The 18317-nt window shown below is 65.1% G+C and carries 20 protein-coding genes; 14 read left to right on the top strand and 6 right to left on the bottom strand.

Annotated features, from left to right (window positions below):
* The 14 genes from QZL63_RS03340 to QZL63_RS03275 form a co-directional block, all read left to right on the top strand.
* On the top strand, positions 1-902 hold a 902-nt coding region (locus tag QZL63_RS03340; protein WP_290585864.1), incomplete at its 5' end, for a Coenzyme F420 hydrogenase/dehydrogenase, beta subunit C-terminal domain.
* Positions 899-2002, top strand: a complete 1104-nt coding sequence (locus tag QZL63_RS03335; protein WP_022307916.1) for a glycosyltransferase — start codon at positions 899-901, stop codon at positions 2000-2002. The genes QZL63_RS03340 and QZL63_RS03335, both read left to right, overlap by 4 nt.
* Positions 1999-3414, top strand: coding sequence for an O-antigen polysaccharide polymerase Wzy (wzy, locus tag QZL63_RS03330; RefSeq protein ID WP_022307915.1), 1416 nt, complete (start codon positions 1999-2001; stop codon positions 3412-3414). The genes QZL63_RS03335 and wzy overlap by 4 nt, the downstream gene beginning before the upstream one ends.
* Positions 3411-4580, top strand: coding sequence for a glycosyltransferase (locus QZL63_RS03325; protein WP_022307914.1), 1170 nt, complete (start codon positions 3411-3413; stop codon positions 4578-4580). Before wzy ends, QZL63_RS03325 begins: the two co-directional genes overlap by 4 nt.
* An 11-nt stretch (positions 4581-4591) precedes the next feature.
* Entirely contained in the window at positions 4592-5770 is a 1179-nt protein-coding gene (locus QZL63_RS03320) for a glycosyltransferase family 4 protein (protein WP_022307913.1), read from the top strand.
* Positions 5771-5774: 4 nt separating this feature from the next.
* A complete protein-coding gene (locus tag QZL63_RS03315; protein WP_022307912.1) occupies positions 5775-6392 on the top strand; it encodes a sugar transferase in 618 nt (205 codons plus the stop codon).
* A gap of 29 nt (positions 6393-6421) precedes the next feature.
* Entirely contained in the window at positions 6422-7078 is a 657-nt protein-coding gene (locus QZL63_RS03310; RefSeq protein ID WP_290585861.1) for a PglD-related sugar-binding protein, read from the top strand.
* 18 nt (positions 7079-7096) lie between these two features.
* Complete coding sequence (locus QZL63_RS03305; protein WP_290585859.1) at positions 7097-7327, top strand: acyl carrier protein; 231 nt, start codon at positions 7097-7099, stop codon at positions 7325-7327.
* A complete protein-coding gene (locus QZL63_RS03300) occupies positions 7324-8073 on the top strand; it encodes an SDR family NAD(P)-dependent oxidoreductase (protein WP_022307909.1) in 750 nt (249 codons plus the stop codon). Before QZL63_RS03305 ends, QZL63_RS03300 begins: the two co-directional genes overlap by 4 nt.
* 13 nt (positions 8074-8086) lie before the next feature.
* On the top strand, positions 8087-8707 hold the full coding sequence (locus tag QZL63_RS03295) for a 3-oxoacyl-ACP synthase III family protein (RefSeq protein ID WP_022307908.1): 621 nt from the start codon (positions 8087-8089) through the stop codon (positions 8705-8707).
* Positions 8704-9180 (top strand): 3-oxoacyl-ACP synthase III family protein, encoded by a 477-nt coding sequence (locus QZL63_RS03290; protein WP_022307907.1) that lies wholly within the window; start codon positions 8704-8706, stop codon positions 9178-9180. Before QZL63_RS03295 ends, QZL63_RS03290 begins: the two co-directional genes overlap by 4 nt.
* Positions 9177-10760 carry an HAD-IIIC family phosphatase gene (locus tag QZL63_RS03285; RefSeq protein WP_022307906.1) on the top strand — a complete coding sequence of 528 codons (1584 nt, stop codon included), beginning with the start codon at positions 9177-9179 and terminating at the stop codon, positions 10758-10760. The genes QZL63_RS03290 and QZL63_RS03285 overlap by 4 nt, the downstream gene beginning before the upstream one ends.
* A 2-nt stretch (positions 10761-10762) precedes the next feature.
* Entirely contained in the window at positions 10763-10996 is a 234-nt protein-coding gene (locus QZL63_RS03280) for an acyl carrier protein (RefSeq protein ID WP_290585856.1), read from the top strand.
* Between the two features lie 190 nt (positions 10997-11186).
* Positions 11187-13076, top strand: a complete 1890-nt coding sequence (locus QZL63_RS03275; RefSeq protein ID WP_022307904.1) for a TlpA family protein disulfide reductase — start codon at positions 11187-11189, stop codon at positions 13074-13076.
* 133 nt (positions 13077-13209) lie between these two features.
* Here the strand turns inward: QZL63_RS03275 and QZL63_RS03270 are convergent, their stop codons facing one another.
* From QZL63_RS03270 to dnaN, 6 genes are all read right to left on the bottom strand, one after another.
* Positions 13210-13623, bottom strand: coding sequence for an acyl-CoA thioesterase (locus tag QZL63_RS03270; protein WP_022307903.1), 414 nt, complete (start codon positions 13621-13623; stop codon positions 13210-13212).
* An 8-nt stretch (positions 13624-13631) separates the two neighbouring features.
* Positions 13632-14222, bottom strand: a complete 591-nt coding sequence (locus QZL63_RS03265) for an FAD synthase (RefSeq protein ID WP_022307902.1) — start codon at positions 14220-14222, stop codon at positions 13632-13634.
* Entirely contained in the window at positions 14219-14872 is a 654-nt protein-coding gene (locus tag QZL63_RS03260; protein WP_022307901.1) for a redox-sensing transcriptional repressor Rex, read from the bottom strand. The genes QZL63_RS03265 and QZL63_RS03260 overlap by 4 nt, the downstream gene beginning before the upstream one ends.
* 10 nt (positions 14873-14882) lie before the next feature.
* A complete protein-coding gene (locus tag QZL63_RS03255) occupies positions 14883-16715 on the bottom strand; it encodes a LysM peptidoglycan-binding domain-containing protein (protein ID WP_022307900.1) in 1833 nt (610 codons plus the stop codon).
* Positions 16712-17485 (bottom strand): 3'-5' exonuclease, encoded by a 774-nt coding sequence (locus QZL63_RS03250; protein WP_022307899.1) that lies wholly within the window; start codon positions 17483-17485, stop codon positions 16712-16714. The genes QZL63_RS03255 and QZL63_RS03250 overlap by 4 nt, the downstream gene beginning before the upstream one ends.
* A gap of 11 nt (positions 17486-17496) precedes the next feature.
* Positions 17497-18317, bottom strand: an 821-nt coding sequence (gene dnaN, locus QZL63_RS03245) for a DNA polymerase III subunit beta (RefSeq protein WP_290585853.1), incomplete at its 5' end; no start/stop codon positions are given.

Here is an 18317-nt window from a genome sequence, read left to right as displayed (position 1 = left end):
TCTTCCGACAGGAATATGCCGTGTGCGGCGTCCGGTACGATGCCGCGGCGCGGCGTGCCGGGCACGTGGTGGCCCGGCGGCCCGCGGAGTTCGCCGCCTGCACCGGGTCGAAGTACCTGCAGAGCTACACGGTCGATGCCTTTGCCGTGCTGCGCGATGCCTCGGCAAAGGTCGCCTTCGTGGGTACGCCCTGTCAGATCGCCTCGCTGCGCCGGCTGGTTGCACTGCGCCGCGCCGAGGAGCGGACGGTACTCGTCGATTTCTTCTGCCACGGGGTCCCCTCGGCGCTGCTGTGGGAGTCTTATGTGCGGCGCATGGAGCATAGGTGCGGGACTATCCGCCGCGTGGCGTGGCGCAGCAAATGCCGCGAGGCGGCCGAAGCGGCCGAGACCCTTGCGCGGGGAGTCCGCCCCGTGCAGACCGCTTCCTGGAGCGACTCCTACCGGATGACGCTCGTCGGCGACCGGGCGACGCTCTCGGGCCGCGCGGCCGACAGCCGCCTCTTCTACGACCTCTTCCTGGGCGACTACTGTCTCGGCAGGGCCTGCTACGAACGCTGTCCCTACCGGGGGTTCCGCTCGGCGGCCGACCTGCGCCTGGGCGACCTCTGGGCGGCTGCCTCCTACGGCGAGCGCGAGGGGGTGAGCACGCTCTCGGCCCTCACGCCCCGCGGGGAGCAGCTTGTCGGGGCGCTTGGGAATTGCGAACTTGATCCCCTCTCGCCCGACGATGCCCGGGCCGGTCAGATGATGTGCAATGCCCGTCGTCCCCGCATGGCGCGTGCCGTCATGGCCGCCCTGCGGGCCGGCCTTCCGCTCGGAGCGATCCACCTGCTGCTGGTGCGTCCCGACCGGCTGCTTGGCTCCTTGTTCCGACGAATCACACGATTGATCGAGTCATGAAACGATACCGAATCCTGCACATCCTCCATTCGATGAACCGCGGCGGTGCCGAGACCCTGGTGATGAACCTCTTCCGGGCCATCGACCGCGACCGCTATGCGTTCGATTTCCTGCTCTGCACCGGGCGGAACGACTACGGCGAGGAGATCACCCGCCTCGGCGGCCGCATCTTCCTCCATGACAGCCGGAGCCGGCGCCCGTTTGCCTACCGCCGGGACCTGCTCCGCTTCTTTACCGGTCATGCCGGCGAGTTCGACGCCGTCCACCTGCACTGCTCGTCGCTCGCGTCGCCCGAGGCGCTCTTTGCGGCCCGCGACTGCGGAATCCCGGTCCGCGTCCTCCATGTCCACAGTACCCGCCCCGAGAACCGGCTGCACGGCGTGCTGCACCGCCTTTTCCGTCGTGCGGCCCTCGGCTGCGCCACGCAGCTGCTGGCCTGCTCGGAGGCGGCCGCCGACTGGCTTTGCGCAGGGACGCCGTTCCGCCGGCGGGTGCTGGTCGTCCGCAACGGCATCGACACGGAGCGTTTCCGTTTCGACGAGCGGGTGCGCCGCGAGGTGCGCCGCGAGTTGGGCGTCTTTCCCGGGACCGCCCTTTTCGGGCACGTCGGGCGTTTCTGCGCGGTCAAGAACCACCCTTTCCTGCTGCGGGTCTTCGCGGCATGGGAGGCGGAGCATCCCGATTCGCAGCTGCTGCTCATCGGCCGCGGCGAGGGCCTCGATGCCGCCCGCGATCTGGCCCGCGACCTGGGTATCGGCGCCAAGGTCCGTTTCCTCGGGCTGCGCAGTGACATCGACCGGCTGCTGCAGGCGATCGACCTCTTTGTCTTCCCCTCGTTTTTCGAGGGACTGCCCGTCGCCGTGGTCGAGGCCCAGGATTCCGGCACAAAGGTTGTATGCTCGGACCGCGTGTCGGCGGAGGCGAAGCTGTGCGACAACCTCTGGTTCCTGCCCCTGGAGAGCGGTCCGGCCGAATGGGCGCGGCGCATCGCGCGGCTGGAGGGGGCTCCCCGGGAGCAGATGTGGCTGCAGGTCCGTGCGCAGCGGTACGACATCCGCGACACGGCCGAACGGTTGTGCAAAGAAGTATACCGACGATGAACCTCAAGACCCGATACCTGCTGCTGGCGCTGCTGATCGCCGGGGTGACCTTCTGCTACGTGCAGTTCAATCCCGTTGCCGAACCCGTGCACCTGCGGGTGCTGGGGTGCATCGGACTGCTGCAGCTTGCCGTGTCGCTCCGCGGCTGGAAGCGGCTCACCGGCTCGGTCTTCGTTCCCTATACGGTCTTCCTCGGGGCGGCCTATGTCTTCACCTTCGGGCAGTCGCTGCTCGACGTGTTCGGGGCCGTGACCCCGGGTCGCGACCTGCGCGAGACGCTCAGCATCGGGAGTATCTATGCCGCACAGTACGTCACGCTGCAGTTCCTTGCCTTTTTCCACATGGGGGCGCTGGCCAGTGTCCGCCGGGTCGGCCGTCCGGTGGGGCCGTTGCTCCTCACACAGGCGCAGGAACGCGCCCTGGGTAACCAGATCCGAGGGTTGCGGGCCGTCGGATGGCTGTTTGTCGCCGTCTCCTTCGTCCCCTTTGCGGTCGAATGCGTGCGGATGTACGTCGTCGTTTCGGTGCTCGGCTACGGCGGGCTCTACGAGGGTGAGATTCACATCGGACTGAGCAATATCGTGCAGATCCTCTCGCAGTATTTCATCCCGGGCCTGCTGTGCCTGCTGGTTGCCTCCCGCAACCGGGGCCGGCGGGTGATCATCGCCCTGCTGTCGCTCTACGTGCTCTTCCTGATGTATATCGGGGCGCGGAGCGGCGGTGTCGTGCTGGCCGTCGTGCTGCTGGTCTACTACCACACCTGCGTGCGGCCGTTCCGCTTCCGGCAGTTCGCCCTGCTGGCCCTCGGCGGCTACTTCTTCGTCGCGGCGTTGGGCGTCATCGCCCACACGCGCGACGAGGCCGATGCCGACTTCATGGATGCCTATCTCGACCGCAAGTCGGAGAATCCCTTTCTGGAGGCCGTGAGCGAGATGGGCGGCAGCATGTTTCCCCTCGCGGAGACGATGCGCCTGGTGCCGCGGCGGTCGGACTACCGTCTCGGGACAACCTATCTCTACTCCCTGACCAGCGTCATCCCGAACCTCGGCTTCTGGGAACTCCACCCCGCCATGCGCTACGGCGATCTGGGCGGCTGGCTGCAGCGCACGCTCGACCTGGGCTACGGCCCCGGCTACTCGATCGTCGCCGAGGCCTACATCAACTTCGGCCGTGCCGGCTTCCTCTTCATGTTCTGCTTCGGATTCGTGCTGGCGCGTCTGTTCCACATCGACGCCGTGCGGCTTGGCAATCCGCTGCTCGTGCTGCTGTCGCTGCTGCTCTGCTTCCTGATCCTGAAGACCGTGCGCAACTCGTTCCTGGCTACCGTGCGCAGTCTGTTCTATTACCTGCTGCCGATCTACCTGATCGTCGTCTACCGGTTCGGCGGCAAACCGATCCGTCCGCTGCCATGAGACTCTATTTCATCTGCGAATACCGCTTCGTGCGCTGTCCCGACGGGCGAATCTACTCGCCCGACGGCGTTTTCGGCCCCCGTCTGTTCGGGCGTTACCTCCGCATTTTCGACCGCGTGACGGTCGTTGCGCGTGTGGCCGCGACCTCCGTTCCGTGCGACCCGGCGCTCTGTTGCGAGAGCCGGCACGTGGACTTCCTGCCCCTGCCCGACTGCCGCGGCATCGGGGGCTACCTCAGGGGCCGGCGGATGCTGCGGGCGCACCTCCGGGAGGCCCTCGATCCCGGAGCAGCCTACATCTGCCGCGTGCCGGGCGAACTGGGGACGATGATGGCCGCCGAGCTCCGGCGCCACGAACTGCCCTATGCCGTCGAGGTGGTGGGCGACCCGTGGGACGTCTTCGCCTCGGGCGAGTGCTACGGCGGGCTGCGCCCGCTGATCCGCCTGAGGGCCTGGTGGCAGCTGCGGCGGACGGTGCGCTTCGCCTCCGAGGCGCTCTACGTCACCGGCCGTACCCTTCAGCGCCGCTATCCCTCGTCGGGCCGCATGTTCGGCATCTCGGATGTCGATCTGCCGCCCGAGCGGATTGCCGCCGCTCCGGCCCGCTATCCGGTCGGACGTCCCGTGCGGCTGTTGTCGGTCGGGGCGCTTGACCGGATGTACAAGTCGCCCGACGTCGTGCTGCATGCCGTGGCGCTCGTCGGGGCCTCGGGGACGAGGTGTTCCCTGCGCTGGATCGGCGGCGGACAGCATCTGGCGGCGATGGAACGCTATGCCGCCCGACTGGGCATTGCCGACCGGGTCCGCTTCGAGGGGCAGCAGCCCGCCGACCGGGTGGCCGATGAGCTGCGCCGCGCCGACCTGTTCGTGCTGGCCTCGCGCACCGAGGGGTTGCCGCGGGCACTGATCGAGGCGATGGCCGCGGGGCTTCCCTGCATCGGCACGCGCGTGGGCGGCATTCCCGAACTGCTCGACGACGAGGCGCTCGTTGCACCGGGCGATGCCGAAGCGCTGGCCGCACGCATCCGCGCCTTCCTCGACGACGCCGGCCTGTTCGAACGGCAGGCGGCCCGCAACCTGCGCGAAGCGTCGATCTACGCAGCTCCGCGCCTGCAGCGGCTGCGCGACGGCTTCCTGCAGACCGTAGCGATGAACACGAGACATTGAAACGAGATATTATGGTTGTACTGCATCTGGTGAAGACGTCCGTCGGGGCCATGTGGGCCCTGCGGCTGATGCGCGAACTGGTCGCGCAGGGCATCGAGGTACATGTGGCCCTGCCCTGCGGCGGTCCGTGCGAAGCGTTGTACCGCGAGGCCGGGATCACGACGCACGACATCGACTTCTCGCTGCGCCACTGTGCGGCGAGCGCCCGGGCCCTGCGGCAGCTGGTGGGCCGGCTCCGTCCCGACATCATCCACAGCCATTTCGTCGTGACGACGCTCGTCATGCGTCTGGCCCTGCGCCGCGACCCTACTCCGCGGATCTTCGAGGTCCCCGGGCCGCTGCATCTCGAACACCTCCTCACGCGCCGCCTGGAGCTGCTCACGGCCCAGGCGTGCGACTACTGGATTCCGACCTGCCGCTGGTCCTACGAACGCTATCTCCGCAGCCGGGTCCCGCCCGAGCGGCTGCACCTCGGCTACTACGGGGGTGAGATCGCCCGCGAGCGGAGTGAGCGGGGCGTGCTGCGGCGCGAACTGGGACTCGGGCCCGACGACCTGCTGGTCGGCATGGTGGCCTACATGTATCCGCCCAAACGCCTGCTGGGGCAGCGTCGCGGCCTGAAGGGCCACGAGGACTTCATCGACGCGATGGCGCTGCTGTGCGCCCGCCATCCGAACCTGCACGGGGTCTGCATCGGAGGCGCATGGGGCGGGGCCGTGGAGTATGAACGCCGGATCCGCCGTTACGGGGCCGAACACTGCCCGCAGGTGACCTTCCTCGGGACGCGGCGTGACGTGGCGACGCTCTACCGGGACCTCGACTGCGCGGTCCACCCCTCGCACAGCGAGAACCTGGGCGGTGCGGGCGAGTCGCTGGCCCTGGGGGTTCCGACCGTGGCCACGACCGTGGGCGGGTTCCCCGATATCGTGATCGACGGCTGGACCGGGCTGCTCGTGCCTCCCAGGTCGCCGCGCGAACTGGCGGCGGCCATCGAACGGATGATCACCGACCGGGCCTATGCCGCACGGCTGGCGGCAGCGGGCAAGCGCTACGTCGAGCGGATGCTCGATGTGCGCGAGACGTCGGCCGATGTGGCCCGATTCTACGACGAAGTGCTGCGGCGCGAGGCCCACAGGCGCAAGGTAAAACAGGCACGCGGCCGCAGGGCGGCGGGTGCGGAAGGACGTTGATGCGATGTACCGCCGCTGGATCAAACGCCTCGCAGACCTGACGGCCGCCGTCCTCGGGCTCGTCTGCACGGCTCCCCTGCTGCTGGCGGCCGCCGGGGCGCTGGCCGTGGCCAACCGGGGTGCCGGGATCTTCTTCGTGCAGGAGCGGCCCGGGCTGCGGGGGAGGATCTTCCGCATCGTGAAGTTCCGGACGATGACCGATGCACGCGACGCTTCGGGGCGCCTGCTGCCCGATGCACAGCGCATTACCCCTCTCGGGCGCCTGCTGCGGGCCACTTCGATCGACGAGCTGCCGCAGCTCTGGAACGTGTTGCGGGGTGACATGTCGCTTGTCGGTCCCCGCCCGCTGCTGCCCGAGTACCTGCCCCGCTACTCGGCGCGGCAGGCCCGCCGTCACGAGGTGCGTCCCGGGATCACGGGCTGGGCGCAGTGTCACGGCCGCAACGCCACGTCGTGGGAGGTGCGGCTCGAACAGGATGTCTGGTATGTCGATCACCTGTCGGCGCGGCTTGACCTGCAGATCCTCCTGCTCACGGTCTGCAAGGTGCTGCGCCGCGAGGGAATCGGATCGGCGGACGGGGCGACCAAGGAACCGTTTGAAGGAACGGAAACGAACATGTAAAACAAGGAGATACGATGAACAGGGAACCGATGACAGAAACCATGCATGAAATCGCGATCTACGGAGCCGGAGGGCTGGGCCGCGAGATTTGCTGCCTGTTGCGGCGGATCAATGCCGCGACCGACCGCCCCCGGCGGTTCGTGGGCTTTTTCGACGACGGGCTGCCGTCCGGCAGCAGCAATGATTATGGACCCGTGCTGGGCGGAATGGAACGCCTGAACGACTGGGGGAAGCCCCTGGAGATCGTCGTTGCCGTCGGCAGTCCCGAGGCCCGGCGGCGGATCGTGGAAAGGATCCGCAACCCGCGGATCTCCTTCCCGAACCTCGTATCGCCCGACACCATCTTCCTCGACCGCGGCAGCCTCCGTATCGGTCGCGGCAACGTCTTCTGCTCCCGATGCCTGGTGAGCTGCCGCGTTGGGATCGGCGACTTCAACCTCTTCAACGGCTATGTCACCGTAGGGCATGACCTGCGCATGGGCGACTGCAACGTCGTGATGCCGTCGGTGAATCTTTCGGGCTGTGTAACTATCAGTGACGGATGCCTGTTCGGGGTCGGCTCGGTGGTCCTGCAGGGACTTTCGGTCGGCAGCGGCGTGCGGCTCGGGGCCGGCTCGGTGCTGATGCGCCGGGCGGTGGACGGAGCGCTCTATGTCGGGAATCCGGCAATTAAAATGAAGGTTTAACCAAAATATCGCAAAACTATGGAAATGAAGAAATTCATTAATGATTTCGCGCAGTTGTTCGACGATGTGGACAACGGCGTGTTCACTCCCGAGACGTGCTTTCACGAACTGGAGGAGTATTCGTCGCTCACGGCCCTGGGCATCATCGCCATGATCGACGAGGAGTATGGCGTGCAGCTGCGCGGCGACGACATCCGCGGAGCACAGACGATCGGAGCCTTGTATGACCTTGTGCAGAGCCGCCGATGAACGCCAATCCCTTTTCGCTGGCCGGGAAGCGGGTGCTCGTCACCGGGGCTTCGTCCGGCATCGGACGGGCTGCGGCGATCGAATGCGCCCGCGCCGGGGCCGAACTGCTCATTACCGGGCGTGACGAAGAGCGTCTGCTGGCGACGCTGCAGGCGCTCGACGGCGGGCCGCACCGGGCCGTTGCGGCCGATCTGATCCATCCCGAGGGGATCGAGCGCCTGGTGGACGAGGCCCGCGGGCTCGACGGCGTGGTCCACTCGGCAGGCATCGCCTGCAGCCGACCCTTCCCCTTCGTCGGCCGCAAGGTCCTCGACGGGGTGATGGAGATCAACTTCTACGCCCCGGCCGAACTGACGCGGCGGTTGCTGCGCGCTTCGGCCGTCGGGCGCGGTGCATCGCTGGTCTTTGTCTCGTCGGTGGCCGGACTCGGGTGCTCGGCTCCGGGCGAGTCGGCCTATGCCGCTTCGAAGGGGGCCGTGAGCGCCCTGGCGCGCGGTATGGCAATCGACCTTGCCCCGAAGGGCATCCGGGTGAACTGCGTCTGCCCGGGGGTGGTCGAGACGGCACTCTTCGATGCCGGGACCGTCACCTCCGAGCAACTCGAGGCCCGCAGGCGGGCCTACCCGCTGCGGCGCTTCGGACGTCCCGAGGAGATCGCCTGGGCGATCGTCTACCTGCTCTCGGACGCGAGTGCCTGGATGACCGGCACTGACCTGAAGATCGACGGCGGACTGACTCTCATTTAAATCCGAATGACTTATGGCTTTCATTACCTACAACCACGTCGGGATCCGCGCCATGGCGGCGTGTGTTCCCTCCCGAAGGGTCTCCAATGCGGATCTGGGCTACCTGTTTCCGCCCGAGGAGATCGACAAGATGATCCGCTCGGTGGGCATCCGCGAAAAGCGCTACGCCGACGATGGGGTCTGCGCCTCAGACCTTTGCTTCCAGGCCGCACGGCAGCTGATGACCGACAACGACATCGCCCCCGACTCGATCGACGTGCTGCTTTTCATGTCGCAGACGGCCGACTACCGGCTGCCGGCCACGGCGCCGCTGCTGCAGCATCGTCTGGGACTGGCCCAGACCACCGCGGCGATGGACCTCTCGCTCGGCTGCTCGGGCTATGTCTATGCCCTTTCGGCCGCCTATGCCTACGCCTCGCTGCCCGGGGTGAAGCGCGTGCTGCTGCTCGACGGCGAGACCTTCTCGAAGGTCGTATCGCCTTACGACAAGGTGAACGCCCCGCTCTACGGCGATGCCGGGACGGCGACGCTCATCGAACGCGGCGATGACTTCGAACCCAGCCACATCCTGCTGATGAGCGACGGCAGCGGCGAAGAGGCGGNGGGGGGGGCGGGAGCGGGGAGGGGGGGGTGAAGATCCCCGCCGGCGGCTGCCGCATCCCGGCGACGGCCGAGAACCTGCAGCCCGTCGAGCGTGCGGACGGCAGCCGCCGCTCGGACAATCAGGTCTACATGGACGGCATGGACGTCTTCAACTTCACGATCCGTGTCGTGCCGCGCACGATCCGCGAGCTGACCGAGCGCATCGGCCGCCCGTTGGGTGAGATCGACTACCTGCTCTTCCACCAGGCCAACCGCTTCATGACCGACTTCTTCGTCCGCAAGCTCAAGTATCCGGCCGAGCGGGTCCCCTACTCGCTCGACCGTTTCGGCAACACGAGTTCGGCCTCGATCCCGCTGACCATCGTCTCGGAACTGTGCGGGCGTCTCGGACAGCGTACGGAGACGATCCTCTGCGGCTTCGGCGTCGGCCTGTCGTGGGGCGCCGTCTACAACGTCTTCCGCAACTGCCGCATCTCACCCCTCGCCGAATACCGACCGTTATGACCGACCTGTTCGTTTTCCGGAATACCACCGTCGAGCCCCTCTTCGGCTCCGAAGGGGTGCGCTGCTCGGGCTACGGCGACATCTCCGACCCGGGTGAGGAGGCCGCGGCCTGCGTCTGGGCCTATACCCTGCCCGTGGGCTGTGACATCGGGGCGCAGATCCGCGAGGCCGACTCCTACATCGATCGCCTGAGGCTGGTGCTCGACCGCATCGGTCCGGCCCGCATGTGCTACCTCTTCACGCTGGCCTGCCCCTATGTGCTGCCGGTCGAGAGCGGCAGCGGCGCCCTGCGTGCGGCCGTGGCGCGTTACGATGCCGCGCTGTATGCCTTTGCGGCCGCACGCCCGAATGTCCGCGTGCTCGATTTCGCCTCCTTCCTCGGGCGTTATGCCTGCGGCGAGCGGATCGACTGGCGCCACTGGTTCCTTGCGCGGACGGCAGTCAGCCCACGGCTGCAGTCCGATTTCCGGCACTGGTTCGCCGCGGAGCGCAGGGCGGCCCTCATGCAGCGGCGCAAGTGCCTTGTACTCGACCTCGACAATACGTTGTGGGGCGGTGTGCTGGGCGAAGAGGGCCCCGAGGGCATCCGCATCGGCGGCGACTATCCGGGCAATGCCTACCTCCTCTTCCAGCAGGGCATCCGCGAACTGGCCCGCACGGGGGTGATCCTGACCGTGTGCAGCAAGAACAACGAGGCCGACGTGCTCGAGGTGTGGGAGCGCAACCCTGAACTGGTGCTGCGGCGTGATGATTTCGCCGCGCGGCGCATCAACTGGCGCGACAAGGCGGGCAATATCCGCGAGCTGGCGGCCGAGCTCAACATCGGGCTCGACAGCATGGTCTTCGTGGACGACAACCCGGCTGAGCGGGAACTCGTGCGGCGGATGGTGCCCGAGGTGGCCGTTCCCGACTTCCCGGAGCAGCCCTACCGGTTGCCGGAGTTCCTGCGCGATATGGCCGACCGCTATTTCCGCATCTATGCCCTTACGGCCGAGGACCGGGCCAAGACGGAGCAATACCGGGCCAATGCAGCGCGGGCCGAGGCGGCACGCGGCTATGCCGATTTCGGCGACTACCTGCGCAGCCTCGGCATGGTGCTGACAATCCGCCGCGCGGACGACTTCACCCGTCCGCGCGTGGCGCAGATGACGCAGAAGACCAACCAGTTCAACCTGACGACCCGCCGCTACTCCGAGGCCGACATCCGCCGCATCGAGGACGGCGGCGGCCGGGTCTACACGCTCTCGGTGCGCGACCGCTTCGGCGACAGCGGCATCACGGGGTGCCTGATTGTGGCCGACGGCGCGATCGACACCCTGCTGCTGAGCTGCCGCATCCTGGGCCGGGGCATCGAGCGGGCCTTCCTGCGCACGGTGCTTGCCCTCCTGCGCCGCGAAGGGGTTGCGACACTCTCGGCCTGCTACCTCCCGACGGCGAAGAACGGGCAGACGGCCCGCTTCTATGACCGGGAGGGTTTCACTCCCGTGGCGCGCGGTGCCGACGGCAGCGTGCGCTATACGTTGGATCTGACCGCGGCGGATACCGCGGTCGATGCCTGTTACACGATTGAATGCGAATGATGATGAACGACCGTAAAGAGACTTTGTACCGGGTGTTCCGCACGACGCTCGGGATCGACCGCGTGGACGACACGCTGTCGCAACGCAACTGTGAGCAATGGGATTCCCTCGCCCACCTGAACCTGATCGTCGCCCTCGAGGAGGCTTTCGACCTTTCGTTCGAGCCCGAGGAGATGGGCTCGATGCACTCGCTTGCCGAGGTCGAGGCGGTGCTTGCCCGAAAGCTCGGCGCGTGAGCGGCCGACCACGGGGCTTTCCGTCCGCCCGACCTGCTGAACGTCGGCTTCCCTATTGTGCGGCGACCTGCCGTACCAGCCTGCTGCCGGTTCCGGACTGTCCGGAACCGGCAGTGCTTTTTTATATTGCGTAAAAGTTGTAAAGTAGCTGCATAATGGCTAATTTTACGAAACCCTAAAAGTTTATCCCATGAAAATACAACTCTTCGTGGCCTCCCTTCTTCTTTCGGAATGCCTGCTTTTTGGTTGTGCGCCGCGTGAACGGGTGGTCGAGAATCCGTTGATCGAGGCATCGAACACCATGACGCTCGATATTCCGCGGGTCGAATTGACCGATTCGGCCACCGTGCTCCGCATGCAGGCCTATTTCCGGCCCCACTACTGGATCCGGATCGATGGGGGTAGCTACCTCTCGGCCGGGGGGCGCAAATACCGGCTGATCGGTGCCGATGGCATCACTCCCGATTCGCTTTTCTGGATGCCCGCGTCGGGCGAAGCCTCCTTCACGTTGGCCTTCGAGCCGCTGCCTCGCGGTACCAGATCGTTCGACTTCATCGAGTCGGACTGCGACGATTGCTTCAAACTCTACGGTATCGACCTTACGGGACTCACCTCCTATTCCGAGCCTGAGGGGCTTCCCGACAACGTGCAGGCCGGGACCTCCGGCGAGCTCTTCGCCGAACCTGTATTCAAGGTGGGCGAAACGACCGTAAACATGCACTTCATCGGTTACCGCGAAGGACTTGGCAAGCAGGCTGCGATCTATGCCAACACGATCTTCGGGCAGCAGCAGCCATACACCGCGCCGATCGATCCCGAGACGGCGACCGCCGTTTTCCGCTTCGGGCAGTACGGTACGTCGTATCTGTTCGGCGGGGTCGGCGATTGCCTCGAGTCGTTCTGGACTGCTCCCGGAGAGACGATCGACGTCTATGTCGATTTGCGGACCAGCGGAGCCCGGTTGCTTGACCGCCGCAATGGAACGCAGACCTGCTTGCGCGGGTGTTATACGAACGGGACGTATGCCGGGCTTAATGCGGTATTCGGCGACCTGCACAATACTCCCGGGTTCGTTTCGCTCAACCGGCGAACCGGCAGATTCGCCGATTACCGGATGTCGGCCGACGAGTATGTGCAGATGGTTGTGGACCGCTACCGCACGCTGGCCGACAGCATCGAGCGCTGTGGCGCCCCGGCTTCCGTGCAACGGCTGCAGCTGAACACGCTGCGTCAGGAGACCCTCGCAGCCTTTGTCGAGGCAACGGAGCTGCTGGAACATAATTACCGGCATGTCAATCAGATGTGGGACTACTCGAAGCCGCTTGGACGGCAGTTTGCGAAACTTGGTGCGGAGCATTATGCCGAGGTCTGCAAGTTGTTCGATATCAACGACCCGGCGCTGCTGGTCGGTCCGCGGGTGTCGGATTATGTCTATGCCGTTACGGTTCCCGAGGTCGATTGGCCCGCAATCACAGGTATTGAGCGGGGTGTGGTCGTCGATTTGCGCGCGGTAGCCGGACTACCCAGCAAGGCGGAGAACAACCAACTGACCGCAGAAGATTTCGCCCGGCTCCGTGAGATGGAGAATCCCTTCTATGCCGAGGCGCTTGAGGCGATGCAGCAGCGTGTGCAGCAGGCTCTGGCCGAGGTCGAAGGCAAGGCTGTGATCGAGCCGACGCCCGAGGTGCCTCTTGCCGAACTTTTCGAGGCCATTGTGGCGCCCTATCGGGGCAAGGTGGTTCTGGTCGATTTCTGGAATACGTGGTGCGGGCCCTGCCGGGCATCGATTGCAGCCGTCGAGCCTCTCAAGTCGGCAGAGCTTGCCAATGACGATCTGGTGTGGGTATATATTGCCAACGAGACTTCGCCGCTGGTTACCTACAAGACCATGATACCCGGGATCCGGGGCAAGCACTTCCGGCTCGATGGCGAGCGGTGGGTGTCGCTCTGCGATCGGTTCGGGATCGACGGTATCCCTTCCTATGTGGTTGTGGACAGGGACGGCAGCTTCCGTCTGCGCAATGACCTGAGGGATCATGCCCAACTCAGGAAGGTGTTGCTCGAAAAACTGGCCGAATAGGCTTTCCGGAACGGGTCTGCCGTGCAGTCAGACAAATGGAAGTCTTCGGACGAAAGGGAGAGCGGCATCCGGATGATTCCGGATGCCGCTCTCCCTTGTCTTCGGACCCTGGTTCGGCCCATGGAGTCTCCTGCTACTCTTCCGTCCAGCGGCGGTCGAGCAGTTCGAGGAACCACTCCGGGCAGCGGCACGGACGGCGCGTGTCGCTGTGGATGAAGCCCAGCTGCGTCATGCCCGTGTTGATCAGTTCGCCCTGCTCGTTGTAGATCTCGTAGAAGAAGTTGATGCGTGCGGCGGGTTTTTCGCGCAGGATGATGCGCACGGTGAGCAGTTCGTCGAAGTAGGCCGGCTTGCGGTATTTCGACTGCACTTCGAGGATCGGCATCATGATGCCCCGGCGCTCGACCTCGGCAAACGACATGCCCAGATCGCGCAGCAGTTCGCTGCGGGCCGCTTCGTAGTAGCAGATGTAGTTCGAGTGGTGGCAGATGGCCATCTGGTCGGTGTGCTTGTACCAGACGCGGATTTTACAGTCGTGTGATAACATGGATCGGTTTATTTGGTTCCTTTGTTTTCGGTGATGCGGATCGGATGGCCCAGCAGCCGTTCGGCCTCGGAGAACTCCCCGGCCTCGATGAGCCGGCGGATGGCCGTCGAGCTGACGTGGGTGCCCCCGACGTTGCACTCATCGACCCGGACGATTCCGAGCCCCAGTGTGGCGACCGCATCGCAGTCGATCCGGTCGTGGCCGAAGCGGTGGTCGTAGCCCGCGATGAGCGTCTCGGCCCCGAGGCGGCCGATCAGGTAGTGCAGGACAAACTCCCTGCCGGACAGGGCGCTGAATGCCTTGTCGAACGGAATGACGACGACATGATCGACGCCCAGGCGTTCGAGCAGCGCAATCTTCTCGTCGAGCGGAGTGAGCAGCTGCAGCCCCCCGGCACGTCCGAGCGTGATGCGGGGGTGCGGGTCGAACGTGACGACGATGCTCTCTCCGCCGTGTGCATGAGCTTCGGTCGTCAGGCGGTCGATCAGGGCCTTGTGGCCGAGGTGCACGCCGTCGAAAGATCCGACCGTCACGGCCGGATGTACGAAGTGCGGCAGGTTGTCGAATCCCCGGAATATCCGGATGTGCCGAGCCTTCATCGGTCGGACGAGCTCTCCTCCTCGTTCTCCTTGACGAAATAGGCGACCTTTTCGAGCAGGGTCGTGATGTCGTAGTTCTCCACGATGATGCCCTGCGGAAAGTTCAGCGGCGTGGAGGTGAAGTTGAGCACCCCCTTGATGCCGGCGTTGATGATCGGTACGACCAGATTCGGCGCCACCTTCGTCGGCGACGAGACGACGACGATGCTGATGCCCTTCTCCTCGGCCATCTCCTCGAAAGAGTCCATGTGGTAGCACGGGATGCCGTCGATGGTCGTCCCGACCTTCTCCGGATCGACGTCGAATGCCGCCGTGATCTTGAGGTTCAGTCCCTTGCCGTTGAAGTACTTGGTGATGGCCTGGCCCAGGTGCCCCATGCCCAGCACGGCGATGTTCATCGGCGAGGGGCTGTCGAGGATGTTGCTGATGTAGTCGATGAGCACCTGCACGTCGTAGCCCTTCTTCGTGTCGCTCGAGAAGCCGATGAGCATCAGGTCGCGGCGCACCTGCACGGCCGTGATACCGTGAATGCCTGCCAGCACATGCGAGAAGATGTGCGTGATGCCCTGCTTGTGGCACGAGAGCAGCGTCCGGCGGTATTCGCTCAGCCGCTCGATGGTCTTCTCCGGAATCGAATTGGTCAATGCCATAGCTTCTGCCTTATTCGATGGTGATTGTGAAATCGGGGTTGTAGCTCACCCGCGTCCAGTTGCCGTTCACGTGGTTCGAGCCCGTGTCGCGCTGCTCGAAGCGGTAGCCGGTCTGCAGCGGTGTGTAGCGGCGGTCCTCGAGGTCATACTCGATGTCGCCGTACATGGCCGGTGCGAAGATCAGCGCCGAGTCGTAGCCCCGGTAGGAGTAGAGCGTCGGCAGCGTGCCGAAGGACTCAATGTAGTCGCTGTCGAATGCCGTCACGACCTTGGCGTCGCGTTTGGCATGGTAGGTCGAAAGGAAGACCACGCGGTTGCGGAAGAAGGTCGTGCGGTCGATGTTGTTGTAGCGGTTCCAGCGCACGTTGCCCAGCACCGTGTAGCGCGGGGCCGTGCGACCGCGGCTCCGCAGGCTCGAGTCGGCCGATGCCAGGGCCGCGAGGATGCGGTCCACGTCCACTTCGTCGTCCGAGAGGATGATGAAGACGTTGTCGTCCTTGTTTTCGAGCAGCGGCGTGAGGTCACGCGGGCTGTTGCCGCCCGATCCAGAGGCCGAACTTCCGTACTTATAGGTATAGGAGGTGTACTCGCGGTCACCCAGCAGGGCAAGCATCTCCTGTTCGAACTCCTTGTCGGTCGTCTTCGTGTGGATCACGGTGATGTGTTTGTCCGGTCCGACCAGGTCGGCGACCTTGTCGTATTTGCGCGCCGGGTCGGGAGCCAGCTGGAACAGCACGTCGCTCGTCGTGTGCTCGATGTGCGCGAGCGGCGATACGACGGGTATCTCCCGCTCCTCGGCCAGCCGGAGGACGGGCTGCAGCTCCTCTTCGTAAACCGGGCCGACGATCAGGTCGGATTCGCGGACGGCCGGCAGATCGACGATCTCGCGGATGCGGTCGGGATTGCGCTCCGTGTCATAGAGCGTGACATCGACCGAGCGGCCGAGACGCTTCACGCTGTCGAGACCCAGCAGGAAGCCCTGGTAGAACTCGAGGTAGTTGGGATTTGCCGCGCCGTTGCGGACCGTGACCGGCAGCAGCAGCGAGATGCGCAGCGTCTGCCCGGGGCGCAGCGCCCGGAACTCGACCGGCCGGTTCTCCGCGGCGGGCCGGAGTGCGGATTCGTCGGTCGCTGCGGCGAGCGAGTCGGCCGTGGCGGCGGGTGCCGTCTGTCCGTCGCCCGGGACCTTGATCATGGCCCCGGCCTTGAGGTCGGCGGCCTTCAGCCCGCCGTTGAGTGCCCCCAGTTCGGCCTCGGTGATTCCGAAGCGGCGCGAGAGCGAATAGAAGGTCTCGCCCGGGCGTACGATGTGGTAGGCTGTGCCGACGTCGGCCACGCTGTTGAGCGACTGCCGGTACTCTTCCCACTGCTGCAGGCTGCCGGCCTCGTTCTCCGAGCCGATCTGCTTGCGGCGGATCAGGATCCGCTCGCCCAGCCGCAGGTGGGTCGGGTCGATGCCCGGGTTGTCCTCGATGATCGTATTGACCGGGATCTCATACTGCCGCGAGATGGCGTAGAGCGTCTCGCCCTTGGCAACGAAGTGGAAGTCGAAGGTCTTGCGGAGCTTGCGGTCCGAGGGCTGGCTTTCGCCGACCGCCCCGATGACCGGGATGCGGATGTTCACGTCGCTGCGGAGTCCGCCGTTCAGCGTGGGGTTGTTCTCCAGAATCACCTTCTCGCCCACGCCGTAGAGCTTCGAGAGCCCGTAGAGCGTCTCGCCCGCTTGTACGGTGTGGATGTAGTACTTCGCGCCGTTGATGTAGACGATCGTGCGCGACTTGTCGGCCGCCAGCGCCGAGAGGCCCCATGCCGTGAGCAGGAGCAGGGTGCATAGTCGTTTCATGCCAGTTTGGTTTTGTCGCGCATGCGGATTTCGGTGATGACCTTTTTGGTGTAGAGCGGAAAATCGCCGTTCATCATCCATGCGTAGTAACTCGGTTCGAGACGGAAGATCTCGGCCACCGAACGTCCCTTGTACTTGCCGAATCCGAAAACCTCCTCGCCCTTGTCGTTGTAGAGGATGCGCCCCGCGTAGTCGGCCGCTTCGCCGCGGGCCGAGAAGTCGGCCAGGGCGGCCACGTCGTTCTCCAGGTCGGGATAGCGGTCCAGCTGCGCCTTGAGCACCTCGTAGGTGGCGCGCGTGTCGGCCTCGGCCGAGTGTGCGTCGTCGAGGTCCTTGTCGCAGTAGAACTTGTAGGCCGCCACGAGCGTCCGCTGCTCCTTCTTGTGGAAGATGTTCTGCACGTCGATGAACTTGCGCTTCTTGAGGTCTACGTCCACGCCGGCGCGGAGGAACTCCTCCACGAGCACCGGCAGGTCGAAACGGTTCGAGTTGAAGCCTCCGAAGTCGCAGCCGCGGATGAACTGCTCGAGCGACTTGGCGACCTGTGCGAACGTCGGGCACTCCTTCACGTCGTCGTCCGTGATGCCGTGCACGGCGGTCGCTTCGGCCGGGATGTGCATCCCGGGGTTGAGCCGCCGCGTGCGGGTGATCTCCTCGCCGTCGGGCATGACCTTGATCATCGAGATCTCCACGATGCGGTCGCGGGCCGTATCTACCCCCGTGGTTTCGAGGTCGAAGAAGACGATCGGGCGTTTGAGGTTGAGCTTCATTCCGCGCGACGTTAGGCGTTGATCATCATCGGCATGAGCAGCATGAGCGACGAGAAGGTCTGCTTGTCGTCGTAGACGGGCTTGAAGACGCCTGCGCGCGTTGAGTCGGCCAGTTCGATAACGACCGTCGGGGTCTCCATGTTCGAGAGGATCTCGACCAGGAAGGTCGATTTGAAGCCGATTTCGATCGGCTGTCCATCGTAGCTGCACGAGATGGTCTCGTTAGCCGATACCGAGAAGTCGATGTCCTGGGCCGTGAGGTTGATGCGGTTGTCGGCGATGTCCATGCGGATGAGGTTCGTCGTCGGGTTCGAGCAGACGGCTACGCGCTTGATGCCATTGACCAGCTCGATGCGGTCCACGAGCACCTTGTTGGGGTTGTTCGAGGGGATCACGGCGTTGTAGTTCGGGTAGTTGCCCTCGATGAGCCGGCAGACGAGCGTGTGGCTCTTGAGGCGGAACATGGCGTTCTTCGAGTCGAACGATACGGTGATGGCGTCCTCCTCCTTCAGCAGCACGGTCTTGAGCAGGTTGGCCGGCTTCTTGGGCAGGATGAACGAGGCCGTGATGTCGTTTTCGGTCTCCGACTCGTATTTCACGAGCTTGTGGGCGTCGGTTCCCACGAAGGTCAGCGACGAGGGCTGCAGGTTGATGTAGATGCCGTTCATCACGGGACGCAGCTCGTCGTCGGCCGTGGCGAAGATCGTCTTGTTGATGCCGTTTACGAGCGTATCGACATCGAGCGTCAGTTCCTTCTTCTCGGCGCTCAGCTGCGGCACGGCCGGGTAGCTTACGGCCGAGGCCCCCGGGATCGAGAGCGAGCCGCTCTCCC

The sequence above is a fragment of the Alistipes sp. CAG:268 genome, from assembly GCA_000434235.1.
Taxonomy (GTDB): Bacteria; Bacteroidota; Bacteroidia; order Bacteroidales; family Rikenellaceae; genus Alistipes; species Alistipes avistercoris.
This window is presented reverse-complemented; position numbering and strand designations above follow the sequence as displayed.

Coding starts and splice junctions, on each gene's coding strand:
- QZL63_RS03310 (WP_290585861.1), top strand. CDS start 6,422: ATGACAGAAACCATGCATGAAATCGCGATCTACGGAGCCGGAGGGCTG.
- QZL63_RS03285 (WP_022307906.1), top strand. CDS start 9,177: ATGACCGACCTGTTCGTTTTCCGGAATACCACCGTCGAGCCCCTCTTC.
- QZL63_RS03260 (WP_022307901.1), bottom strand. CDS start 14,872: ATGGCATTGACCAATTCGATTCCGGAGAAGACCATCGAGCGGCTGAGC.
- QZL63_RS03250 (WP_022307899.1), bottom strand. CDS start 17,485: ATGAAGCTCAACCTCAAACGCCCGATCGTCTTCTTCGACCTCGAAACC.
- QZL63_RS03275 (WP_022307904.1), top strand. CDS start 11,187: ATGAAAATACAACTCTTCGTGGCCTCCCTTCTTCTTTCGGAATGCCTG.
- QZL63_RS03325 (WP_022307914.1), top strand. CDS start 3,411: ATGAGACTCTATTTCATCTGCGAATACCGCTTCGTGCGCTGTCCCGAC.
- wzy (WP_022307915.1), top strand. CDS start 1,999: ATGAACCTCAAGACCCGATACCTGCTGCTGGCGCTGCTGATCGCCGGG.
- QZL63_RS03280 (WP_290585856.1), top strand. CDS start 10,763: ATGAACGACCGTAAAGAGACTTTGTACCGGGTGTTCCGCACGACGCTC.
- QZL63_RS03335 (WP_022307916.1), top strand. CDS start 899: ATGAAACGATACCGAATCCTGCACATCCTCCATTCGATGAACCGCGGC.
- QZL63_RS03265 (WP_022307902.1), bottom strand. CDS start 14,222: ATGAAGGCTCGGCACATCCGGATATTCCGGGGATTCGACAACCTGCCG.
- QZL63_RS03315 (WP_022307912.1), top strand. CDS start 5,775: ATGTACCGCCGCTGGATCAAACGCCTCGCAGACCTGACGGCCGCCGTC.
- QZL63_RS03305 (WP_290585859.1), top strand. CDS start 7,097: ATGGAAATGAAGAAATTCATTAATGATTTCGCGCAGTTGTTCGACGAT.
- QZL63_RS03270 (WP_022307903.1), bottom strand. CDS start 13,623: ATGTTATCACACGACTGTAAAATCCGCGTCTGGTACAAGCACACCGAC.
- QZL63_RS03320 (WP_022307913.1), top strand. CDS start 4,592: ATGGTTGTACTGCATCTGGTGAAGACGTCCGTCGGGGCCATGTGGGCC.
- QZL63_RS03255 (WP_022307900.1), bottom strand. CDS start 16,715: ATGAAACGACTATGCACCCTGCTCCTGCTCACGGCATGGGGCCTCTCG.
- QZL63_RS03300 (WP_022307909.1), top strand. CDS start 7,324: ATGAACGCCAATCCCTTTTCGCTGGCCGGGAAGCGGGTGCTCGTCACC.